Annotated in this window: 21 protein-coding genes and 1 tRNA gene; 16 read left to right on the top strand and 6 right to left on the bottom strand. The window is 69.9% G+C overall.

The window, feature by feature from the left end; all coding sequences use genetic code 11:
- Positions 1–18 precede the first annotated feature (18 nt).
- The 3 genes from CYR75_RS10585 to CYR75_RS10575 are packed head-to-tail and all read right to left on the bottom strand — an operon-like array spanning position 19 to position 4705.
- Complete coding sequence (locus CYR75_RS10585) at positions 19–2352, bottom strand: LPS-assembly protein LptD (protein WP_225972685.1); 2334 nt, start codon at positions 2350–2352, stop codon at positions 19–21.
- Between the two features lie 29 nt (positions 2353–2381).
- On the bottom strand, positions 2382–3482 hold the full coding sequence (gene lptG, locus CYR75_RS10580) for an LPS export ABC transporter permease LptG (protein WP_101500011.1): 1101 nt from the start codon (positions 3480–3482) through the stop codon (positions 2382–2384).
- A complete protein-coding gene (locus CYR75_RS10575) occupies positions 3479–4705 on the bottom strand; it encodes an LptF/LptG family permease (protein ID WP_101500010.1) in 1227 nt (408 codons plus the stop codon). Before CYR75_RS10575 ends, lptG begins: the two co-directional genes overlap by 4 nt.
- Before the next feature lie 158 nt (positions 4706–4863).
- On the opposite strand from CYR75_RS10575, the gene CYR75_RS10570 reads away from it, so the two are divergent.
- Together CYR75_RS10570 and CYR75_RS10565 are read left to right on the top strand one after the other, a co-directional pair.
- Complete coding sequence (locus tag CYR75_RS10570; protein ID WP_101500009.1) at positions 4864–6474, top strand: leucyl aminopeptidase; 1611 nt, start codon at positions 4864–4866, stop codon at positions 6472–6474.
- Between the two features lie 7 nt (positions 6475–6481).
- A complete protein-coding gene (locus tag CYR75_RS10565) occupies positions 6482–6934 on the top strand; it encodes a DNA polymerase III subunit chi (protein ID WP_101500008.1) in 453 nt (150 codons plus the stop codon).
- Positions 6935–6945: 11 nt separating this feature from the next.
- On the opposite strand, the gene CYR75_RS10560 is transcribed toward CYR75_RS10565, so the two are convergent.
- Positions 6946–7518, bottom strand: a complete 573-nt coding sequence (locus CYR75_RS10560; RefSeq protein WP_101500007.1) for a retropepsin-like aspartic protease family protein — start codon at positions 7516–7518, stop codon at positions 6946–6948.
- Positions 7519–7520: 2 nt separating this feature from the next.
- Complete coding sequence (locus CYR75_RS10555; RefSeq protein WP_101500006.1) at positions 7521–8144, bottom strand: MarC family protein; 624 nt, start codon at positions 8142–8144, stop codon at positions 7521–7523.
- 178 nt (positions 8145–8322) lie between these two features.
- Here CYR75_RS10555 and CYR75_RS10550 point away from each other — a divergent pair, with 178 nt between their 5' ends.
- The 14 genes from CYR75_RS10550 to CYR75_RS10485 all read left to right on the top strand — a co-directional run bounded on the left by CYR75_RS10550 (position 8323) and on the right by CYR75_RS10485 (position 19459).
- Positions 8323–8589: a twin-arginine translocase TatA/TatE family subunit gene (locus CYR75_RS10550; protein ID WP_101500005.1), complete on the top strand. Its 267-nt coding sequence runs from the start codon at positions 8323–8325 to the stop codon at positions 8587–8589.
- Positions 8590–8663: 74 nt separating this feature from the next.
- Positions 8664–9218: a Sec-independent protein translocase protein TatB gene (tatB, locus tag CYR75_RS10545; RefSeq protein WP_101500004.1), complete on the top strand. Its 555-nt coding sequence runs from the start codon at positions 8664–8666 to the stop codon at positions 9216–9218.
- Positions 9219–10067: a twin-arginine translocase subunit TatC gene (tatC, locus tag CYR75_RS10540; protein ID WP_101500003.1), complete on the top strand. Its 849-nt coding sequence runs from the start codon at positions 9219–9221 to the stop codon at positions 10065–10067.
- Positions 10060–10941, top strand: a complete 882-nt coding sequence (locus CYR75_RS10535; protein ID WP_101500002.1) for an ATP-binding protein — start codon at positions 10060–10062, stop codon at positions 10939–10941. The genes tatC and CYR75_RS10535 overlap by 8 nt, the downstream gene beginning before the upstream one ends.
- A 74-nt stretch (positions 10942–11015) precedes the next feature.
- Positions 11016–12308 carry an XRE family transcriptional regulator gene (locus tag CYR75_RS10530; RefSeq protein WP_101500001.1) on the top strand — a complete coding sequence of 431 codons (1293 nt, stop codon included), beginning with the start codon at positions 11016–11018 and terminating at the stop codon, positions 12306–12308.
- 70 nt (positions 12309–12378) lie between these two features.
- A complete protein-coding gene (locus tag CYR75_RS10525; RefSeq protein WP_101500000.1) occupies positions 12379–12870 on the top strand; it encodes a response regulator in 492 nt (163 codons plus the stop codon).
- Complete coding sequence (locus CYR75_RS10520) at positions 12867–13130, top strand: hypothetical protein (RefSeq protein WP_101499999.1); 264 nt, start codon at positions 12867–12869, stop codon at positions 13128–13130. The genes CYR75_RS10525 and CYR75_RS10520 overlap by 4 nt, the downstream gene beginning before the upstream one ends.
- Positions 13120–15777, top strand: a complete 2658-nt coding sequence (locus CYR75_RS10515; RefSeq protein WP_101499998.1) for an ATP-binding protein — start codon at positions 13120–13122, stop codon at positions 15775–15777. The genes CYR75_RS10520 and CYR75_RS10515 overlap by 11 nt, the downstream gene beginning before the upstream one ends.
- Positions 15778–15828: 51 nt before the next feature.
- Positions 15829–17004 carry a FliM/FliN family flagellar motor C-terminal domain-containing protein gene (locus CYR75_RS10510; RefSeq protein WP_158644636.1) on the top strand — a complete coding sequence of 392 codons (1176 nt, stop codon included), beginning with the start codon at positions 15829–15831 and terminating at the stop codon, positions 17002–17004.
- Positions 17005–17213: 209 nt separating this feature from the next.
- The gene (infA, locus tag CYR75_RS10505; protein ID WP_010397442.1) at positions 17214–17432 is read left to right on the top strand and encodes a translation initiation factor IF-1; all 219 of its coding nucleotides are present in this window, start codon (positions 17214–17216) and stop codon (positions 17430–17432) included.
- Between the two features lie 78 nt (positions 17433–17510).
- A complete protein-coding gene (locus CYR75_RS10500; protein WP_101499996.1) occupies positions 17511–18107 on the top strand; it encodes a Maf family protein in 597 nt (198 codons plus the stop codon).
- Entirely contained in the window at positions 18104–19147 is a 1044-nt protein-coding gene (locus CYR75_RS10495) for a ribonuclease E/G (protein WP_101499995.1), read from the top strand. Before CYR75_RS10500 ends, CYR75_RS10495 begins: the two co-directional genes overlap by 4 nt.
- Positions 19148–19315: a DNA gyrase inhibitor YacG gene (locus CYR75_RS10490; protein ID WP_101499994.1), complete on the top strand. Its 168-nt coding sequence runs from the start codon at positions 19148–19150 to the stop codon at positions 19313–19315.
- 68 nt (positions 19316–19383) lie between these two features.
- Positions 19384–19459, top strand: a tRNA-Phe gene (locus CYR75_RS10485).
- 145 nt (positions 19460–19604) lie between these two features.
- On the opposite strand, the gene CYR75_RS10480 is transcribed toward CYR75_RS10485, so the two are convergent.
- Complete coding sequence (locus tag CYR75_RS10480; protein WP_101499993.1) at positions 19605–19958, bottom strand: zinc ribbon domain-containing protein YjdM; 354 nt, start codon at positions 19956–19958, stop codon at positions 19605–19607.
- Positions 19959–20027: the final 69 nt, after the last annotated feature.

Genomic DNA, 20027 nt, shown 5'->3' with positions numbered 1-20027 from the left:
TGTTGATCTGGCGTCAATCTAGCGCATGCAGGCGCGCCGCGCCACCGTGCCCTTGCCGTCCGGTTGTGCCCCGAAACCGCCCAGCCGCACCGACAGGTCGAAATCCGTTTCCGGGTTCAGTTCGGCGGTGTCGGTGAAGCGGCGCGAGACGGCGGCCTCGACCGTGATGCACTCGTTTCGATAGGCCACGCCCAAACCCGCCTTCTGCGCCCGGCTGGCGGCCAGATCGTGGCGGGCATAGGCCGAACCCCACCAGCCCGGCGCCAGCTGCCAGCCGACCTCACCGGTCAGTTCCGACAGTTCGCGCGCGCGGCCCTCGCTTTCATCGGCCTGCATCCACAGATAGCCGAGGCTCAGTTCCAGCTCTGGCCGCGCCCAGCCGATCCGCAATTCGTCGCGAGTCAGGCGCAGATCGTCGTTCAGCAGCGCCCGGTTGGCGAGGCTGAGGCCTGACGCGTCCGAATAATGCCCCGCCACCAGCCAGTCCGAGCGTGTGCCGCGCAGCAGCTTCGGCGTCTCGGGCCGGTCATCGGCATCGGCCCGCCAGATTCGGCCCGCCGCCAGCGACAGCGACCATCCGGCGGGGTCGAACCGCGTCCATGTCACGCCCAGATTGGCGCGCAGCCCGGTCTCGCGCTCGTCCCAGCCCGGATAGCGCGACAGCGCGAACAGGTTGCCTTCGTCGAACTCGACCTGCCGGCTGTCCTCGTTCGGGACCGCGTCGTCATGGCGGTGGCGCTGCGGCGACCAGACCAGCTGCGCCACCGGTTCCAGCACATAAGAGGCGGTGCCGTCGCTGCCGGTCAGCGGATAGCGCAGCGTCGCCGCGACCCAGGGCCGGGTCCGCAGCACGGTGTCGTCAAAGGCGTCGTCGTCGCGGATGGCGTAAAGATCGGCCCCCAGCCCCGCCGCCGTGCCCAGAACCAGCCCCGAGGACAGGATCGTGTTGCGCTGCCAGTCGAGATCCATCGAGGCCCGCGCCATGTCGCGCCCGACCCCGTCCAGCGTCGAGGGCCGCCGCAGAGCGTTCGCCGACCAGACCAGCCGCGCCTGACCGCCCGCCACCTGCCAGCGCCGCACCCACATCGCCTCGGCCACCTGCGCGGGCGAGGTCGAGTTGTCCTCATCCTCGCGCAGGCTGTGATAGTTGCCGGCCCGCGCCCAGACCAGGCGGTCGCGCTTGACGCGCTGCAGGGTCAGCCCGCTCCACAGCCGGTCGGCGTCCGAGACGTCGTAATCGCGCAGATAGGCGTCGTCGGACACGACCTGCAACTGCATCCCCAGCGAATAGCCGCGCGGCAGCGACCACTGCGCGGCGCCGAACAGATAGCCGCGCGTCTCGTCCGGGCGCAGATCGTCGCGGCTGACGGCGCCGTTCCACTCGGTCGCGCCGTTCTGGAACGCCTGACGATAGCGCAGCATCAGCGTCGTCGTCTGCGAGGCCGACAGATAGGGCGTCAGCGTCACATCAGCATGCGGCCCCAGCGTCTTGAACCATGGCAGCATCACGCCGAACCCGAGACCCGAGGTGGTGCGGATGCGCGGGCGCAGGAAACCGGTCATCCGCTCGACCGTGGGATCGGGGGCGCGCAGCGTGCCGGGCCAGGCCGCGACCGGCACGCCGAAGGCGCGCAGCTGCGGGCGCTCGAAGGTCAGCGTCTGGGCCAGATCGTCATGGACGATGCTCTTGGCGCGGATTTCCCACAGCGGGGTCGGGCTTTCGGCGCAGATCCGGCAGGACGAGGCCACGACATGGGTCAGCGTGGTGAAACGCCCGCCGCCGGTCAGCGCGACCTCTCGCGCGGCCATCTGCAACTCGCGGGCCAGCACCAGCCTTGCGCCGCGCACCAGCCCCTCGCGCAGATCCTGCGACAACTGGGCCTGATCGGCGATGATGATGGCGTCGTCGGACGTGCCCGCCAGCCCCGGACGGGTCAAGTGGATCGGGCCGGTGATGTCCATGCGCCCGGTCGCGCCGTCATAGCGGACCTGCCGCGCCAGCAGCCGCGCGCCCTGATACCACACCACCACCCCGCCCGAGGCGGTCAGCGTCCGGTCGCCCGACAGCGAGATCCGGTCGGCCAGCAGCGTCGCCGCGCCGCCGTCATCTTCGATATCCTCGCCCGACAGCGTGATCTCGGGCGGGCGGGCGGCGGCGGCGCGGGTCAGGCGGCTAAGCTCGGTCCCGTCGGCGTTGGGCGCGTTCAACCCGCCGATCTCGGTCGGGGCAAGCGCGGGGCGGGCCAGCCCCGCATAGGCCGGGTCGCCCTGCCACCAAGGCCGGGTCACGCCCGGCGCCGGGCTAAGATCCTGCGCCACGGCCGGGGCCAGCGTCAGCGCCGACGCGGCCACAGACAGCGCGAAAAGGGCAGATCGGCGCATCATCCGTCCTCGAGTTGCAGCAGCAGGCCGACCGCGAACAGGATCGCGACGATGGGCGGCGCCCAGCCTGCCAGAACCGGCGGCACCCCGGCATTATCGCCCAGAACCTGCGCCATGTTGCGCAGAAAGAACAGCGCCATCCCCGCGATGAAGGCGCTGAGCACCAGCCCGCCCGCCTTGCGCCCGCGCATGTGGCGCATGGTGAACACCGAAGCGACCATGACCATCGCCGCCAGCGTCAGCGGCAAGGCCAGCTCCATCTGCAGCCAGACCTGATGACGCAGCGCCGAAAAGCCCGCCCGTTGCAGCCCGGCGATATAGGCCGGCAGTTCCCACACCGGCACCGCCTGCGGCTGGCCGAAGCCGTCGCGGATGCGGCCGGCGGTCAGTTCGGTCGGCAGTTGCAGCCGGTCGGCGCGGCGGGCCTCGGCCTCTGGGTTGGGAGTGTTCAGCGACCATTCCTTGACGTCGGACAGCTGCCACTCGCCCTCGGCCAGCACCGCCTTGCGCGCCTCGATCCGGGTGGCGGGGCCGGCGTCGGGGTCATAGATCACGAAGCTCGCATCATAGAGCGTCGTCGCATCGGGGCTGGTCCGCGCCGCGCGGATCATCATCTGCGCGCCGGCATCGCCCAGCCCCTGCCGCAGCCACAGCGCATCATCGCCCAGGCTGACGCTTTGGGTCTGGCCCTGCTCGATCTTCGCCACGGCGGCGGCATAGCGGGCCTGCGTCGCGGCGACGATGGGGTTCAGAAAACCCACCGCCCCCGCCCCCAGCAGCGCGGCCATGATCGCGGGCGACATGACGCAGCGCAGCCCCGACCGCCCCGAGGCGCGGATCGCCACCATCTCGGACGAGCGCGACAGGGCGAGGAACAGCATGATCGCCGCCAGCAGCCCGATCAGCGGCAGGATGTTGTAGAAACTGCCCGCGACCGACAGCGCCGACAGCCGCGCCGCCTCGCCCAGGGTGATGCCGCGGTCGGCAAAGCGGCGAATCTGCTCGACCATGTCGATCAGCAGCAGCAGCGCCATGAAGACGCCCGCCAGCAGCATGAAGGCGCGGAAATAGCGGTTGGCGAGGTAGCGGGCCAGGATCATGCCGCCACCGCATGGGCTTTGGCGGCGCGCGGCCGTCGCGGGCGTGCCGCCAGCCACAGGATCAGCAGGCACGCCATCAGACCCACCAGCGCAGGCAGATACAGCAGCGGCCACAGCGCGGGCTGATCGCCGGCGCGGTTCGCGGCCCAATTCCCCAGAAGCTGCACGAGGATCAGCGCCACCACCGCCCAGCCGATCTGGCGCCAGACGCCAAAGCGCGAAAAGCCGCCGATCAGCAGCGTGGCGAAACCCAGCATCGCCGCCACCGGCGACAGCAGCGGCTGGGCCAGCCGCGAATGCGCCTCGAGCCGCGCCCGCGCCGGGTTGGCGCCGGTCGCGTCCAGCAGCGCGGCGTCGGGTTGCAGCAGGCGGCCGGTGGTATAGTCGCGCAGATCGCCCCCTCGCGCCGCGCCGGGGCCGAGGATGCTGCCCAGATCATAGGTCATGTCCGCGAACCGCGTCACCGACAGGCGCGGGCCGCTGCCCTGTGGCGGGGTGGCGGCGGGAGCCTGCGGTGAAGCCGGGGCGGCAGGGTCAAGCGCCGGGTCTGTTTCCGCGGGCCGGGCCGCTGCGGGATCAGGCCGCAAGGTCTGCACCACCCCGTCGATCATCACCAGCTTCGGCCCGGTTTCGGTCCGCACCAGCAACGCGCGTTCGGCGCTGTAGCTGCTGATGCTGGCGGGGTTGCGGGCGTCTTCCAGAAACAGCCCCTCCAACTCGCCCAGCGGGGTCAGGTTGCGGATGAACAGGGTGATGCCGGGGGCGGGAAACTGGAAGCTGCCGGCGATCAGAAATTGCGCGGTCACGTTCTCGGCCAGCTCGGCCTGCCGGTCGGCCAGCCGCGCCCGCGCCATCGGCACCAGCGCGTTGACCAGCACCGCCACCATCACCGCGACCAGCAGCCCGAAGACCAGCACCGGCCGCGCCAGCCGCCAGGGCGACAGCCCCGCCGCCTGCATCGCCACCAGCTCGGATTCATTGGCCAGCCGGTTGGTCCCGTAAGCCGTCGCCGCAAAGGCTGCCACCGGCAGCACGACCGAGATCACCAGCGGCAGCGTCAGCAGCGTGAACTCCAGCACCACCAGCGCGGTCTGGCCGTCGGCGATCAGCCGCTCGAACAGCGAGACGGCGCGATTGACCCAATAGACCGCGACCAGGATCAGCGCGAAGAAGCCGAACAGGATCAGCATCGTCTTGAGGATATAGCGGTCGATGCTGGTCATGGCCGTCGCTTCGTTGGTCCGGCCCCTGATTAGCCGCTGCGCGATCCCGGGGAAAGCCCCGCACGCGGTGTTGAAGCACCGGCGTCTGCGCGCCGCGAGTCTGGTCAAGGGCCAGCCGCGCCGCTAGGTTCGCGGCCAACGCAACCAGGAGAGCCAAAATGACCCAGCCGGTCGAAATCCGCTTCACTGAAACCGTCACCGACGAGCTGACCCGGCGCGAGGGGCGCATTGCCCTGATCGTCGATGACCGGGGCAAGCTGCCCTCGGGTCTGCCGCGACCGGCGCGTGAGGGGCTGGGTCGGGCCTTGGCGTCCTCGGATTGGCAGGGCCTCTCGGCGGGCAAGGGGCTGACGCTGTCCTTTCCGGGCGGCTGGGCGGCGCAGGCGGTGACGCTGATCAAGCTGCCGCGCAAGGCCAGCGTCGCCGAGGCGCGCAAGGCCGGGGCCACCATCGGCGCGGCGCTGGGCAAGGGCGAGACGCTGGTTCTGGCCGGCAACCACCCCCGCGCGGCCGAGGTGGCGCTGGGGCTGGCGCTGCGCGGCTATGACTTCTCGGTCTACAAGACCCGCGACAAGAATGGCGACGCGGCCACGCAGCCGCAGGGCGACGCCCCCGCGCAGACGCTGTCGGGTGCGCGCGAGGATGCCGTGACCGGCGACGCCGCCGCGCAGGCGCGCCGCGAGGGCGCGGATGCGCCGCAGGATGGCGGTGACGAGCGGCCCGATCCGGCGCGGGCCAGCGTCACCTTCATGTGCGCCGACCCCGAGGATCTGGCCCGCACCGCCAGCGATCACGCGGCCCTGGCCGAGGGCGTCTTCTTTACCCGCGATCTGGTCAGCGAACCGGCCAACGTCCTGACCACCACCGATTTCGCCGACCGGCTGAAGGCGATGGAGGAGATCGGCCTTGAGGTCGAGGTGCTGGACGAGGACGAGCTGGAAAAGCTGGGGATGCGCGCGCTGCTGGCCGTGGGGCAGGGCTCTGAATCGCCGTCAAAGGTCGTGGTCATGCGCTGGAACGGCGCGGGCGGCGATCAGGCGCCGCTGGCGCTGGTCGGCAAGGGCGTGGTCTTCGACACCGGCGGCATCTCGATCAAGCCGGCGGCCGGCATGGAAGAGATGACCATGGACATGGGCGGCGCGGCGGTGGTCGCGGGCGTCATGCGGACCCTCGCGCTGCGCCGGGCCAAGGCCAATGTCGTCGGTCTGGTCGGTCTGGTCGAGAACATGCCCGACGGCCGCGCGCAGCGCCCCGGCGACATCGTGCGCAGCATGAAGGGCGACACCATCGAGGTCATCAACACCGATGCCGAGGGCCGTCTGGTGCTGGCCGATGTGCTTTGGTACGCGCAGACCCGCTTCAAGCCTGCGGCGGTGATCGATCTGGCGACGCTGACCGGGGCGGTGATCATCGCGCTGGGGCATGAAAACGCGGGCGTGTTCAGCAATGACGACGATCTGGCCGAGCAGGTGCTGAACGCCGCCGGGGTCGAGGGCGAGGGCGCGTGGCGGCTGCCGCTGTCCAAGGCCTATGACAAGCTGATCGACAGCCGGCTGGCGGATGTGAAGAACACCGGCGGGCGGCCCGCAGGCTCGATCACCGCGGCGCAGTTCCTGCAGCGCTTCATCCGCGACAGCCAGCCCTGGGCGCATATCGACATCGCCGGTGTCGCCCTGCCGCCGGCCGAGACCGATCTGGCCCCCAAGGGCGCGACCGGCTGGGGAGTGATGACGCTGAACCGCCTGATCCGCGACAATTACGAGGGTTAGGCCCGGCATGGGCAAGGCGCTGTTCTATCACCTGACGCGGTCCGACGCGCGGGGCCTGCTGCCGAACCTGCTCGGCAAGGCGCTGGCGGCGGGTTGGCGGGTGGAGCTGCGCGCGCCCGATCCCGCCCGGCTGCAGGCGCTGGACGAAGAGCTGTGGCTGCTCGACGGTTTCCTGCCGCATGGCATGGCCGGCGGCGCGCATGACGCGCGCCAGCCGGTGCTGCTGCGCCCGGCGGACGCCCCGCCCGCCGCCAATGCGCCCGACTGCCTGATGACGCTGGACGGTGCAGCGGTCGACCCGGCCGAGGCCGTCGCGCTGTCCCGCCTGTGCATCATCTTCGACGGCAACGACGCCGCGGCGGTCGAGACGGCCCGCGCGCAATGGCGCCTGCTGACCAAGGGCGGCGTCGAGGCCGAATACTGGTCCGAGGCTGACGGGCGCTGGCAGAAGAAGGCGTGAGGGGTGCGGCCCTAACGCTCCAGCACCATGGTCTCGCCCTCGAACCCCACGCGAGAGAAGCGGCGCAGATAGGCCATGCCGAGCAGCGAGATCTCCAGCTCGCCCTCGACCACTTCGGCGCGCACATTGCGGTCGGTGAAATCGCCCAGGGTCACGCGGTCGATCCGCACCGGCGCGGTGGAGACGGTGCCGTTCGCGGTCGAGGCGAAGCCCACGAAATCGAGCGCGCCGGGGCGTAGCCCGATCCGCTCGGCATCGCGTTGGCGCAGCGCGATGCCCGAGGCGCCGGTATCGACCATGAAGGTCACCGGCGTGTCGTTCAGCGCCAGCTCGACATAGAAATGCCCGTCGCTGGCCATCGGCAACTCGATCCGGTCGCCCTCGACGATCTGGCGCGGCGCGACCTGGTGGCGGATGTCCGACCACAGCCCATAGCCCGCGATCAGCCCCAGCACGATCATGCCCCAGGCCAGCAATTGCCGCAGCGATTTGCCGGGATCACGGCGCATGTCGGCGACCAGATAGCCGCCCACCGCCACCAGAAGCAGCACCAGATAGGCAGCGCGGGGCCATTCGTCCCCCATCCTCAGCCCGCCATCGCGTAAAGGCCGGTGCCGCGCAGCCCGTCGATGATGAACTGCACCGACAGCGCCGCCAGCAGCATCCCCAGCAGCCGCGTCACGACCATGGTGCCGGTGCGCCCCAACAGGCGCGACAGCGGCCCGGCGAGGATGAAGAACAGCATCGACAGCCCCATCACCACCAGCATCACCAGCAGGATGACCAGCAGATGCAGCGCGCCCTGATCCTCGCCCACCAGCAGGATCATCGTGGCCAGCGCCCCCGGCCCGGCCAAGAGCGGCGTGGCCAGCGGAAAGACGGACGGGTCGTGGTCGTGATCGGCGGACTGCCCCTCGCGCCGCTCGGTCCGGCGTTCGAACAGCATGTCGAGCGCGGTCAGAAACAGCAGGATGCCGCCCGCGATGCGGAAGGCGGGCAGCGAGATGCCGATGAAGGTCAGGATATTCTCGCCCGCCAGCCCGAACAGGGTCAGCAGGATCACAGCGATCATCGTGGCGCGGGCGCCGATATGGCGGCGGCGGGCCTCGCTCATCCCCGGAGTCAGGGCCACGAACAGCGGCGCCAGCCCGACCGGGTCGATGACCACGAACAGCGTGACGAAGGCGGTGATGATGGCGGCGATGTCCATGCCCCGCTTATGCCCGTGTCGGCGCCGGCTGCCAAGCGGGCGCGGCAGCGCCCTGCGGCGCATCCCCGCAGCCGCCGGCAAAGCGCCCGACCGCGCGCATTCGTGCTTTGCAAATCCGCGCGGAAACCCCTAGATGTGCGGTGGCATCGGGCCATCCTGCCCGAGGAGGAAGTGACACATGCTACAGAATATCGGTCTTCCCGGCCTGCTGCTGATCGCTGTCGTGGTGCTGGTCCTGTTCGGACGCGGCAAGGTCTCGTCGCTGATGGGCGAGGTCGGCAAGGGCATCAACGCCTTCAAGCAGGGCGTCAAGGAAAGCAGCGACGACGTCAACAGCGCCGGCAAAGAGCTGACCGACGAGATGAACCGCGAGGATGCGCGCCGCGACCAGAAGCTGCGCGATGTGACCCCGCATGAGGTGCCTCGGGACCGCGATCGCGTCTGACACCGCGACGGACGCCTGATCGCTGACGCCCCGCCGGGCCTTCCCGGCGCCGGGTCTTTCCAAGGGACACGCCTATGCTGGACATCGCCTGGAGCGAGCTTTTGCTTGTCGGTGTGGTCGCGCTGATCGTCATCGGTCCGCGCGATCTGCCGCATATGTTCCGCGCGCTGGGTCGAATCACCGGCAAGGCGCGGGGCATGGCGCGAGAGTTCACCGCCGCGATGGAAGACGCCGCCCGCGACACCGGGCTGGACGAGGCGTCGAAATCCCTGAACGAGATCCGCGACGTGACCTCGAAACGCTCGATGGGTCTGGACGCGCTGGACCGCGCCGCCGACAAGTTCGAGAAATGGGACCCCAAGATCCCCTCGGGCCGCGCCAAGGCAAAGCCCGATCCCGCCGCGCCCGCACCTGCTGGCAGCGCCCGCCCGGCCGACGTCGAACCCGCCGCCGCTGCGGGCAGCACCAAGACGCAAGGCGCCGCGACCGGCAGCACCCCGGCGGCCACGACCGGCACCGCCAAGCCTGAAAACACGCCCGCTGCCGCCCCGGCCGATCCGGGTCCGTCCCAAACCCCCGGCCAGCGTCGCCTGCACGCGGTCCGGCGCAGCGATTCGAAGGATGTCTGAGTGAGCAAGACCGACGCGCGCGACGACCTCGACGACAGCTCTGCCCCCCTGATCGAACATCTGGCCGAGCTGCGGACGCGGCTGATCTGGTCGGTGCTGGCCTTCATCGCGGCCATGCTGATCTGCTATACGGTGTGGAATCCGATCTACAACTTCCTGACCCGCCCGATCTGCGCCGCGCTGGAAGATCGCGGACAGGAATGTGGGCTGATCCTGCTGAAACTGCAGGAGGGCTTTTTCGTCGCCATCCAGATCAGCTTCTTCGGCGGCTTCATCCTCGCCTTTCCGGTCATCGCCTACCAGCTTTGGCGCTTTGTCGCGCCGGGGCTGTATCGCAATGAAAAAGCGGCGTTTCTGCCCTTTCTGATCGCCTCGCCGCTGATGTTCTTTCTGGGCGCGGCCTTCGCCTATTATATCATCCTGCCGATGGCCTATGACTTCTTCCTGGGCTTCCAGCAGGGGCCGCTGACCTTGCCCGACGATCCCGCAGCCGCGCCGCCAAGCGACCGGATGGCGGGCATCGTCTTTCAGGGCAGCGTCAGCGAATATCTGACCCTGACCACGAAATTCATCCTCGCCTTCGGGCTGTCCTTCCAGCTTCCGGTGGCGCTGACGCTGCTGGGCAAGGCGGGGCTGGTGTCCTCGGCCGGCTTGGGCGGGGTGCGGAAATACGCGGTCCTGCTGATTTTGGTGCTGTCGGCGGTGGTGACGCCGCCCGATGTCATCAGCCAAGTGGTGCTGTTCACGGTGGTTTACGGCCTTTACGAAATCTCGATCCAGCTGGTGAAGCGCATCGAGCGCCGCCGGAACGAGGAACTGCGCGCGCAGGGGCTGCCCGTCGATGAATGAGCAGGCCAAGCCCCGGCTGACCGACGCGCTGTCGGCCAAGGCCAGCCTGAGCCGCATCGCCTCGGCGCTGGAACGGCTGGCGCCCGCGCCCGCGCCCGCGCCCAGCTTTGCCGAGGCCGAGGCCTATGTCTGGCACACCGATCCCGACCGGCTGGAACCCGTGCACCGCGTCGCCCGCGTGGCGCTGGACCAGCTTGTGGGCATTGACCGCGCCCGCGATATCCTGCTGGCCAACACCCTGCAATTCGCGCGCGGCCATGCGGCGAACAACGCGCTGCTCTGGGGTGCGCGCGGCATGGGCAAATCCTCGCTGGTCAAGGCGGTGCATGCCGAGGCCGTCGCGCAGGGCCTGCCGCTGGTGCTGGTCGAGATCGCGCGCGAGGATCTGTCCAGCGTCGGCCGCCTGCTGGCGCTGCTGGGACAGGCCAGTGACCGGCGTTTCCTGCTGTTTGCCGACGATCTGTCCTTCAGCCATGACGACACGCAGTACAAATCGCTCAAGGCGGTGCTGGATGGCGGGCTGGCCGGGCGGCCGGACAATGTGATCCTGTATGCGACCTCGAACCGGCGGCATCTGATGCCCCGCGACATGATCGAGAATGAGCGTTCGACCGCCATCCACCCCGGCGAGGCGGTCGAGGAAAAGGTCTCGCTGTCCGATCGCTTCGGGCTGTGGCTGGGCTTTCACGCCTGCGGTCAGGACGAGTTCCTGCAGATGATTCGCGGCTATTGCGACGCCTATGGGCTGGTCATCGACGATGACAGGCTGCACGCGCAGGCGATCGAGTGGCAGGCGACGCGTGGGGCGCGCTCGGGCCGGGTGGCGTGGCAGTTCTTTACAGACCTTGCCGGGCGCCACGGGTTGACGCTGTAAATTTCCCGGCAGTTCCGCGTCTTGGGGCGAAACACCGCTTTGCAGCTGCGGCTGCAGGTGGCAGGCTGTGACGCATGAGCCAGCCGCGCATCCCTGAACCCGCCGCCTCGCCCGGTCCCGCCCCGCAGCGGGTGCCGCCGGGGTCGCATATTCGCGAAAGGCGGCTGTCCTTGGGGCGGGCGCAGGCGGATGTGGCGCGGGCGGCGGGGATCTCGCCCGCCTATCTGAACCTGATCGAACATGACCGGCGCAACCTGACCCCGGCGATCCGCGCCCGGCTGGCCGAGGTGCTGGACATCTCGGAAACCGAGCTTGAGGCCGGGCGCGAGCAGGCGGTGCTGTCCGGCCTGCGCGTGGCCGCCGCCGAGGCACCGCCCGATCTGCAACCGCCGCCCGAGGTCGCGCGCATCGCCGAGTTCGCCGCCCGGCTGCCCGGCTGGGCCGCCCTGCTGGTCGCGCTGTCGGAACGCGCGGCGGCGCAGTCGCGGCGGCTGGCGGACCTGTCAGAGCGCATGACCCGCAACCCCTATCTGCTGGATACGCTGCACGAGGTGCTGTCGGCCACGACCTCGCTGCGCTCTACCGCCTCGATCCTGGTGCAGGAGCCGCGGATGGAGGATCAGTGGCGCGAGCGGTTCCACGGCAATCTGGATCAGGACAGTCGCCGGCTGGCGGTGACGGCGCAGGCGCTGGTCGCCTATCTGGACGGGTTCGAGCACGACACCGGGCTGATGACCCCGCAAGAGGAATTCGACGACTGGATCGCGCAGGGCAGGCCGGACGGGGGGCCGGTCTCGGACGCGGCGCGCGACCTGGCGCAGCGCTGGCTGGCGCAAGAGGCCCGCGACCGGCAGGACTGCCCCGACGCGCTGCTGGCCGAGATGGTGGGTGGCGATCCCGATCCGGACCCGCTGCGGCTGGCGATGCAGCACAATCTGGCCCCGGATCTGGTCCTGCGCCGGCTGGGGCTGACCGAGGCGGCATCGGGGCTGATGGTCTGCGACGGCGCCGGCAAGCCGATCTTTCGCCGCGCCGCGCGCGGCATGGCCGCCCGCACCCAGGGCGACCCCTGCGGGATGCTGCCGCTGTTCGAGGCTTTGGGCCAGCCCGGCACCCCGGTCCTGCGCGTGATCGAGACCGAGACCGGCCTGCGCTTTCGGGCGCTGGCGCTGGCCACCCGGCAGCCCGCCTGGGGCGCCGCCGGCCCGATGCTGAGCCGGGCGGTCATGCTGCTGCGCCCCGTGCCCGAGGCCGAGCAGGACGCCATACCCCACACCCCCCCGGTGCCGGTCGGGCCGACCTGCCGGATCTGTCCGCGCCCCGATTGCCCGGCGCGTCAGGTCGCCTCGATCCTGCATTCGGGATAGGCTCCCCAGCCCCGTCGGCTTTGACAAGCCCGCCCTTGCTGCTTATCCGTTAGAGAACAGAGGGGGGCGGATGATGTCCGGCATCGACATCCTGCTGATCGAGGATGAGCCCAACATCGCCGAGGCGGTGCGCTTCATCCTGATGCGAGAGGGGTGGCGGCTGGAGATCTGGACCGAGGGCGGCCAAGCGCTCGACCGCATCCGCGCGCTGCGCCCCCGGCTGGTGATCCTTGACGTCATGCTGCCCGCGCAATCGGGGCTCGAGGTGCTGGCGGCGCTGCGGGCGGACCCCGAACTGGCCTCCACTCAGGTCCTGATGCTGACCGCGCGCGGCGGTGCCAGCCTGGGCGGCGCGACGCGGCTGGGCAAGGGCGACGCCATGGCCGGGGCAGGGCTGTTCGACGCGCCCGAGCCTGTCTGCGCTGACGCCGCCCCCGACGCCGCACACGCCGGGCAAGATCGCGGCACACCCGCCGCCCGGCCGGATTTCGTCATGGCCAAGCCCTTCGACAATGACGAATTGCGCCGCGTCGTCAAAGAGATGCTGGGCCAGCCGGCATGATCCCCCGCCGGCACGGCCCGATCTATCTGGAACGTGCCGCCTATCGCCGGCGCCGTCTGGCCGACGCGACCCGGCTGCTGCCGCTGGCGACGCTGGCGGTGCTGCTGGTGCCGGTCTGGCTGGTGCCCGCCGCCATGTCCGGGGCGGGCGGGATGATCTGGCTGTTCGGGCTGTGGTTCGCCGTCATCATCGCCTCGGCCCTGCTGCACCGGCGGCTGGCGCGCGGGCGCAGCCCCGAGGATTCGTCGGATGAGCTTTGACGGGCTGGTGATCGCGGCCCTGTGCTATGTGGGGCTGCTGTTCGCCGTGGCCTTCGGGGCCGACCGCGCCGCCGAGCGCGGCCGCACCCGGTGGAGCGAGCAGCCCCTGACCTATACCCTGTCGCTGTCGGTCTATTGCACCGCCTGGACGTTCTATGGCGCGGTCGGCTATGCCAGCCGCTCGGGGCTGGAGTTCGCGACCATCTATCTGGGCCCCACCATCGTGCTGGCCGGAAGCTGGTGGTGGCTGCGCCGGCTGGTGCGCGTGGCCAAGATGCACCGCGTCACCTCGATCGCGGACCTCGTCTCGGCCCGGTTCGGCAAGTCGAACCCGCTGGCGGCGCTGATGACGCTGATCTCGCTGGTGGCGGCGACGCCTTATGTGGCGCTGCAACTGCAATCGGTCTCGCTGTCGTTTTCGGTGTTCGGGCAGGGCGATGTGCTGCCCGGCCCGCTGGATCTGTGGGTGGCGGGGGGGCTGGCGGTCTTTGCCATCCTGTTCGGCACCCGCAACCTTGCCGCGGATGAGCGTCATCACGGCGTGGTCATGGCCATCGCCATCGAGGCCGTGGTCAAGCTGGTGGCGTTCGTCGCCTTGGGCGTCTGGGTGGTCTGGGGGCTGGCGGGCGGGGCGGGCGATGTGATTGCGCGCATTGCCGCCCGCGCGGCCGCCCCGGATGCCGCCGGCTGGGTCTTGCGCCCCGACCGCTGGACGACGCTGATCGCGGTTTCGGCCGCCGCTGTCGTCACGCTGCCCCGGATGTTTCAGGTGCTGATCGTCGAGCCGGCGGACGAGCGGCCGCTGAACTCTGCCGCCTGGGCGTTTCCGGCCTATCTCTTCGCGATGTCGCTGTTCGTGCTGCCGATTGCGGTGGTCGGGCGCGACATGCTGCCCGCCGATATCTCGCCTGACCTCTATGTGCTGCATCTGCCGTTGTCGCAGGGCAAGAACGGGCTGGCGCTGCTGGTGTTTCTGGGCGGGCTCAGCTCGGCCACCTCGATGGTCATCATCAGCGCCATCGCGCTGGCGACGATGGTGTCGAACCACTGGCTGGTGCCGCTGTATCTGATGATGCGCCGCACCGATGCGGCGGACGCGCCGCCCAGCAACCTGCGCAATCCGCTGCTGGTCTCGCGCCGGATCGCGGTCCTGGGGGTGATCGGGGCGGGGGCGCTCTATCAGACCTATGGCGGCGGGCAGGCGCTGGCGGCGATGGGGACGGTGGCCTTCATCGGCGTGGCGCAACTGCTGCCGGCGATGCTAGGCGGGCTGGTCTGGCGCGGCGCGACGCGGCTGGGCGCCTATGCCGGCATCGTCTCGGGGGCGACGGTGTGGATGCTGCTGGTGTTTCTGCCCTCGCTGGGCTGGCTGCGGGCGCCCGATTTCGGCCCCGTGGACGCGCAGGCGGCGGCGATCATCATCTCGCTGGGGCTGAACATCCTGCTGTTCTCGGTCGTCTCGCTGGTCACGCTGCCCGCCCCGCAAGAGCGCGTGCAGGGCATGTCCTTTGTCCATGCCGTGGCCCCCGAGGCCGCCGCCGCCACCGCGCCCACCAATGGCGGCGGCGCCAGCCGGGCCGAGGCGCTGCTGGCGCTGGCCCGCCGGGTTTGGGGCGGCGACGAGGCGCTGCGTTTCTTCCGCGCCGAGGCTGATCGGCAGGGCAAATCCGGCTTTCTGCCCGACGTGACCGCCGATTTCCTATCGCGGATGGAACGGCGCTTGGCGGGTGCCGTGGGCACCGCCACCGCGCATGCGATGCTGGCGCAGGTGGGCGGGCAGCGGCCGACCTCGATGGCCGAGTTGATGGCCGTCGCGGGCGAGGCGCAGCGGGCCAAGGAACGCGCCAAGCGGCTGAAAGACGACGCGGGCGAACTGGCCCGCACCGCCCGCCGCCTGCAAGAGGCCAATGACCGGCTGACCGCGCTGTCGGTGCAGAAGGACGCGTTTCTGGGCCAGATCAGCCACGAGCTGCGCACGCCCATGACCTCGGTCCGGGCGTTTTCCGAGCTGCTGAAGCTACCCGATCTGTCGGCCGAGGAACGCAGCCGCTTCGCCTCGATCATCCATGACGAGGCGACGCGGCTGACCCGCCTGCTGGATGATCTGCTGGACCTGTCGGTGCTGGAAAGCGGCCGGGCGCGGCTGAGCCTGGGGCCGGTGAACCTGCACGAGGTCATCTCGCGCGCGATCGAGGCCAGCTCGGCGCTGGGCAAGGGGGCGGATCTGATCATCGACCGCGACCCGCCTTCGGAACATCTGATGGTGCTGACCGACGCCGACCGGCTGCTGCAAGTGCTGATCAACCTGATCGGGAACGCCCGCAAATACTGCGATTCGGCGCGGCCGGTGCTGACCATCCGCGTCCGCAGGCTGGCCGAGACGACGCAGATCGACGTCATGGACAACGGCAAGGGCATCGCGCCCGAACAGCAGGATCTGATCTTCGAGAAATTCTCGCGGCTGAACGATCCGTCGCGGGCCGGGGGCGCGGGGCTGGGGCTGGCGATCTCGCGCGAGGTGATGCAGGCGCTTGGCGGGACGATCACCTATCTGCCCGGCCATGACGGCGCGGCCTTCCGGCTGCAACTGCCGCTGCGCCCGCCCGGCCTGTCACCGCAAGAGCGGGATCTGCAAACCGAATCTTAATCTCTGGCATGCCAGATTGCCGGTGGGACGGTGTGATTCGGCGGGGACAGGGTGACGGCAGCGGGCGAGAAACCGGCGATGGGCGAGGCGCCACGGCAGGGCGCATTGGCGCTGCTGGGGCAGCGCCTGGCGCGCGCGCAGGCGGCGGCCCCGGTGCCGGTGGCGGCGCGGGCGGTGGTGCCGCGACCGACGCCGGAACGGGGGCTCGCCAATGCGGTGGGGCGGGCGGCGCAGCGGGTCTGCGGGCTGCCGACCTATCCGACGCAAATGCGGATCACGCCCGCGACGCTGGCCGAACTGCCCGAACTGCTGCCCGACCGCGCGCTGGTTCTGGTGGTCGAGGATGCGTCGGGCGCGCTTGGCGTGGTCGGGCTGTGCCCCGCCGCGCTGACCTCGCTGATCGAGATGCAGTCCATCGGCCGCGTGACCCGGGCCGAGCCGCGCGAACGCCGCGCGACCCGCACCGACGCCGCGATCTGCGCCGATTTCGTCAACGCCACGCTGGCGGAACTGGCGGGCGAGCTGGCCTTTCTGGGCGCCGATGCCCCGTCCCGGTTCCGCTATGCGAGCTTTGTCGACGACCCGCGCCCGCTGGAACTGATGCTGGACGACCTCGCCTATCGCGCGATGCGGATCGATCTGCGCTTTGGGCAGGGCGGGGTGCGGGACGGGGCGCTGATCCTGTTTCTGCCCGATCCCAGCCCGCCCTCGGTGCTGACCCATGACAGCCGCGATTTGCCCCCCGCCGCCGCCGCCCCGGCAGAGGGTCCGGTGCCGCGCAGCCTCGCGCAGGCGGTCAGTGCGGTGCCACTGCCGCTGAACGTGATCCTGTGCCGCCGCCCGATCCTGCTGCGCGATCTGCGCGCGCTGCGGCCCGGCGATGTGCTGAAGCTGCCGCCCGATGCGATGTCCGCGGTGCGGATCGAAACGGCAGGCGGCCAGCTTCTGCATCGGGGCAAGCTGGGCACGCTGCATGGCAACCGTGCCATCCGCATCGGCGGCGCGCGCGGGACAGAGGATGCAGCCAGTGCTGCGGCTCAACCGACCCCGCATCGCGACGCCGCGCCCGCCTTCGATCCCGGGGACGAAGACGCCAGCCTGTTCGCGCCGGCCGGGGATGGCGACGCGCCGCCGGTGTCATTCCTGACCGAGCCGCCGCTTGGCGATGCGGCACATCCCGATCCGTTCCGCGGCGGCGCGGCGGGCGACAGGGCCTCGCCCGACTGACGCGGCCGCCGGCCCCGGCCCGCCCCGCGATCCCGCCTCGGCAACCGGAACGCGAAGTTTCCCGCCTCCCGCCCGGCCAAAGCGGCCCTTTTTGCAACGCCCACGCCGCCAAACCCGCGTTTTGCTGCTTTTGCGCTTGAAAATACCCCGCTGCGGTCGCATCTAAGCCACGCCCGCAGAGTGACGCGGGAAATCTGTCAGGAGTGACCATGGCCAAGGAAGAAATGCTCGAATTCCCAGGCGTCGTGAAGGAACTTCTGCCGAACGCGACATTCCGGGTCGAGCTTGAAAACGGCCATGAGATCATCGCGCATATGGCAGGAAAGATGCGAAAAAACCGCATCCGCGTTCTGGCCGGCGACAAGGTTCAGGTGGAAATGAACACCTATGATCTGACCAAGGGCCGGATCAACTATCGTTTCAAGTAAATCGCGCCAGCGCTCCGCCCCGGCCTTTGGGCCGCGACGGGCCTGCATGGCGACGCCCCCTGCTGCACGCGGTCTGCCATGAACGACCATCCCCATCCACGGCTGATCCTCGGTTCGGCCAGCCCCAGACGGCTGGAGCTGCTGGCGCAGATCGGAATCCGGCCTGACGCCGTGCTGCCGGCCGATATCGACGAAACACCCCGTCGCGGCGAAAACGCCCGCGACTACGTCCGCCGCATGTCGCGCGAAAAGGCTGCGGCGGTGCCCGCAGGCCCCGATGACATCGTGCTGACCGCCGACACCGTGGTGACGGCAGGGCGGCGCATCCTCGGCAAACCCGCAGATGCGGACGAGGCGCGGGCCTTTCTGCGCCTGCTCTCGGGCCGGCGGCACCGGGTGATGACCGCCGTCTCGGTCCGCCGCGCCGGGCGCGACTGGCAGCGGCTGGTCGAGACCATCGTCCGGATGCGGCCGCTGACCGACACCGATATCGCCGCCTATCTCAACAGCGACGAATGGCGCGGCAAGGCGGGCGGCTATGCGATCCAGGGCCGCGCGGGCGAATTCGTGGTCTGGATCTCGGGCTCGTTCAGCGCCGTGGTCGGATTGCCGCTGACCGAAACCGCCAATCTGCTGCGCGCCGCGCGCGCCACCCCCGGACCGGAGGCCCCATGAAGGGACGCGAAATCCAGATCGGCCGCATCAAGGGCCGCGACGCGGCCGTGCTGCTGGTCGACGGGCGGCTTGAAGATCTGGCCATCGACGCCAGCGGGCTGGCCCCGTTCCTGCCCGGCGCGATCCTGCGCGGCCGCGTCAAGCGGCTGATGAAGGGGCAGGGCGGGGTGTTCGTCGCGCTGCCCGACGGCGCCACAGGCTATCTGCGCGACCGCAGCGGGCTGGGCGAGGGGCAGGCGGTGCTGGTGCAGGTCAGCGGCATGGCCGAGCCGGGCAAGGCGGTGCCTTTGACCTCGCGCCTGCTGATCCGCGGGCGTTACGGCATCGTCACGCCGGGCGCGCCGGGGGTGAACATCTCGCGCGCGGTCCGCGACCCCGAGCGTCGGGCGCTGCTGCAAGAGCTGGGCAACCGGGCGCAGCCCTCGGACCAGAGCGGCCTGATCCTGCGCAGCGCGGCCGCAGACGCACCCGATGACGAGATCGCGGCCGAGTTGCAGGACATCACCGCCATCGCCGCGCAGATCCTCTCGGATGCCGAGGGCGCGCCGGAGTTGCTGCTGGATGCCCCGACCCCGGCCGAGACCGCCTGGCAGGACTGGGCCGAGCCCGCGCCTGATTCGATCACCGAAGACGACGATCTGCCGCCTGACACGCTGGATGCGCTGCACAAGCTGCTCGATCCCCGCATCGCGCTGCCCGCCGGCGCCTCGGCGCTGATCGAGCCGACGCATGCGCTGATCGCGGTCGATGTGAACACCGGCACTGACAGCTCGCCCGCCGCCGGGCTCAAGGCCAACGTCGCGCTGGCGCGGGAACTGCCCCGCCAGTTGCGGCTGCGCGGTCTGGGCGGGCAGGTGGTCGTGGACTTCGCGCCGATGCCCAAGCGCGACCGCGGCACGGTGGAACAAGAGCTGAAAAAAGCCTTCCGCATCGAAGGCAGCGAGGCCGTGCTGGCCGGGTTCACCACCATGGGCCTGTTCGAGCTGAGCCGAAAGCGCGACCGCGTCCCCCTGACCCGCCTTGTCGAGGCGGAGCCCTGAATGACCCGCTGTCCGATCTGCAAGAAGCCTAGCGACGAGGCCTATCGCCCGTTCTGCTCGAAACGCTGCGCCGATGTCGACCTCGCCCATTGGCTGCGGGGCGACTATGCGATCCCCGGCGAACCGGTGGACCCTGACGCAGAAGACGCCCCCGAGAGGGAAGAATAGCGTTTTTCGGTCTGGACAGCGCCAAGCGGCTTTCGTAAACACCCCTCACCTTCAGCCACGGCTGATGCGCCCGGATAGCTCAGTTGGTAGAGCAGCGGATTGAAAATCCGCGTGTCGGCGGTTCAAATCCGTCTCCGGGCACCACCTAACCTTCAGAACAATCCGGTTTTTCGGTCATGGCGCTTGGCGCAAGACTGCACCTTTCCGCGTGGGTCAGGTGTGAGGTGACGCTTTAGGGCGGCAGGGTCGAAGATGCCTTGGGGTGCGTGGAAGTCGAGAACCGCCTCGCCTAATCCCCGACCTTCTTCACGAATTGCGATTTCAGCCCCATCTGTCCGATCCCGGCGATCTTGCAGTCGATGTCATGATCGCCGCTGGTCAGCCGGATGCCGCGCACCCGCGTCCCGACCTTGACCACGGATGACGAGCCCTTGACCTTGAGATCCTTGATCACCATCACCGTGTCGCCGTCCTGCAGGACGTTCCCGACGCTGTCGCGGACCTCTGCCGCGTCGTCTGACGTCTCGTCTGCTGGCGCGCCCGGCTGCCATTCATGGCCGCATTCGGGGCAGATCAGCAGGCTGTCCAGCTGATAGGTGTAGCCAGAGGCACATGCGGGGCAGGGCGGCAGGGTTTCGGTCATGGCCAGACCCTATCCCCCTTGCGCGACAGAGGCCATAGCGCGGCCGTGCCCTCTGCCGTCCAGCAGGCA

Origin of the sequence: Paracoccus jeotgali, from assembly GCF_002865605.1 — a bacterium.
GTDB lineage: Bacteria > Pseudomonadota > Alphaproteobacteria > Rhodobacterales > Rhodobacteraceae > Paracoccus > Paracoccus jeotgali.
This window is presented reverse-complemented; position numbering and strand designations above follow the sequence as displayed.

Coding starts and splice junctions, on each gene's coding strand:
- lptG (WP_101500011.1), bottom strand. CDS start 3,482: ATGATCCTGGCCCGCTACCTCGCCAACCGCTATTTCCGCGCCTTCATG.
- CYR75_RS10575 (WP_101500010.1), bottom strand. CDS start 4,705: ATGACCAGCATCGACCGCTATATCCTCAAGACGATGCTGATCCTGTTC.
- CYR75_RS10570 (WP_101500009.1), top strand. CDS start 4,864: ATGACCCAGCCGGTCGAAATCCGCTTCACTGAAACCGTCACCGACGAG.
- CYR75_RS10565 (WP_101500008.1), top strand. CDS start 6,482: ATGGGCAAGGCGCTGTTCTATCACCTGACGCGGTCCGACGCGCGGGGC.
- CYR75_RS10560 (WP_101500007.1), bottom strand. CDS start 7,518: ATGGGGGACGAATGGCCCCGCGCTGCCTATCTGGTGCTGCTTCTGGTG.
- CYR75_RS10555 (WP_101500006.1), bottom strand. CDS start 8,144: ATGGACATCGCCGCCATCATCACCGCCTTCGTCACGCTGTTCGTGGTC.
- CYR75_RS10550 (WP_101500005.1), top strand. CDS start 8,323: ATGCTACAGAATATCGGTCTTCCCGGCCTGCTGCTGATCGCTGTCGTG.
- tatB (WP_101500004.1), top strand. CDS start 8,664: ATGCTGGACATCGCCTGGAGCGAGCTTTTGCTTGTCGGTGTGGTCGCG.
- CYR75_RS10535 (WP_101500002.1), top strand. CDS start 10,060: ATGAATGAGCAGGCCAAGCCCCGGCTGACCGACGCGCTGTCGGCCAAG.
- CYR75_RS10530 (WP_101500001.1), top strand. CDS start 11,016: ATGAGCCAGCCGCGCATCCCTGAACCCGCCGCCTCGCCCGGTCCCGCC.
- CYR75_RS10525 (WP_101500000.1), top strand. CDS start 12,379: ATGATGTCCGGCATCGACATCCTGCTGATCGAGGATGAGCCCAACATC.
- CYR75_RS10520 (WP_101499999.1), top strand. CDS start 12,867: ATGATCCCCCGCCGGCACGGCCCGATCTATCTGGAACGTGCCGCCTAT.
- CYR75_RS10515 (WP_101499998.1), top strand. CDS start 13,120: ATGAGCTTTGACGGGCTGGTGATCGCGGCCCTGTGCTATGTGGGGCTG.
- infA (WP_010397442.1), top strand. CDS start 17,214: ATGGCCAAGGAAGAAATGCTCGAATTCCCAGGCGTCGTGAAGGAACTT.
- CYR75_RS10500 (WP_101499996.1), top strand. CDS start 17,511: ATGAACGACCATCCCCATCCACGGCTGATCCTCGGTTCGGCCAGCCCC.
- CYR75_RS10495 (WP_101499995.1), top strand. CDS start 18,104: ATGAAGGGACGCGAAATCCAGATCGGCCGCATCAAGGGCCGCGACGCG.
- CYR75_RS10490 (WP_101499994.1), top strand. CDS start 19,148: ATGACCCGCTGTCCGATCTGCAAGAAGCCTAGCGACGAGGCCTATCGC.
- CYR75_RS10480 (WP_101499993.1), bottom strand. CDS start 19,958: ATGACCGAAACCCTGCCGCCCTGCCCCGCATGTGCCTCTGGCTACACC.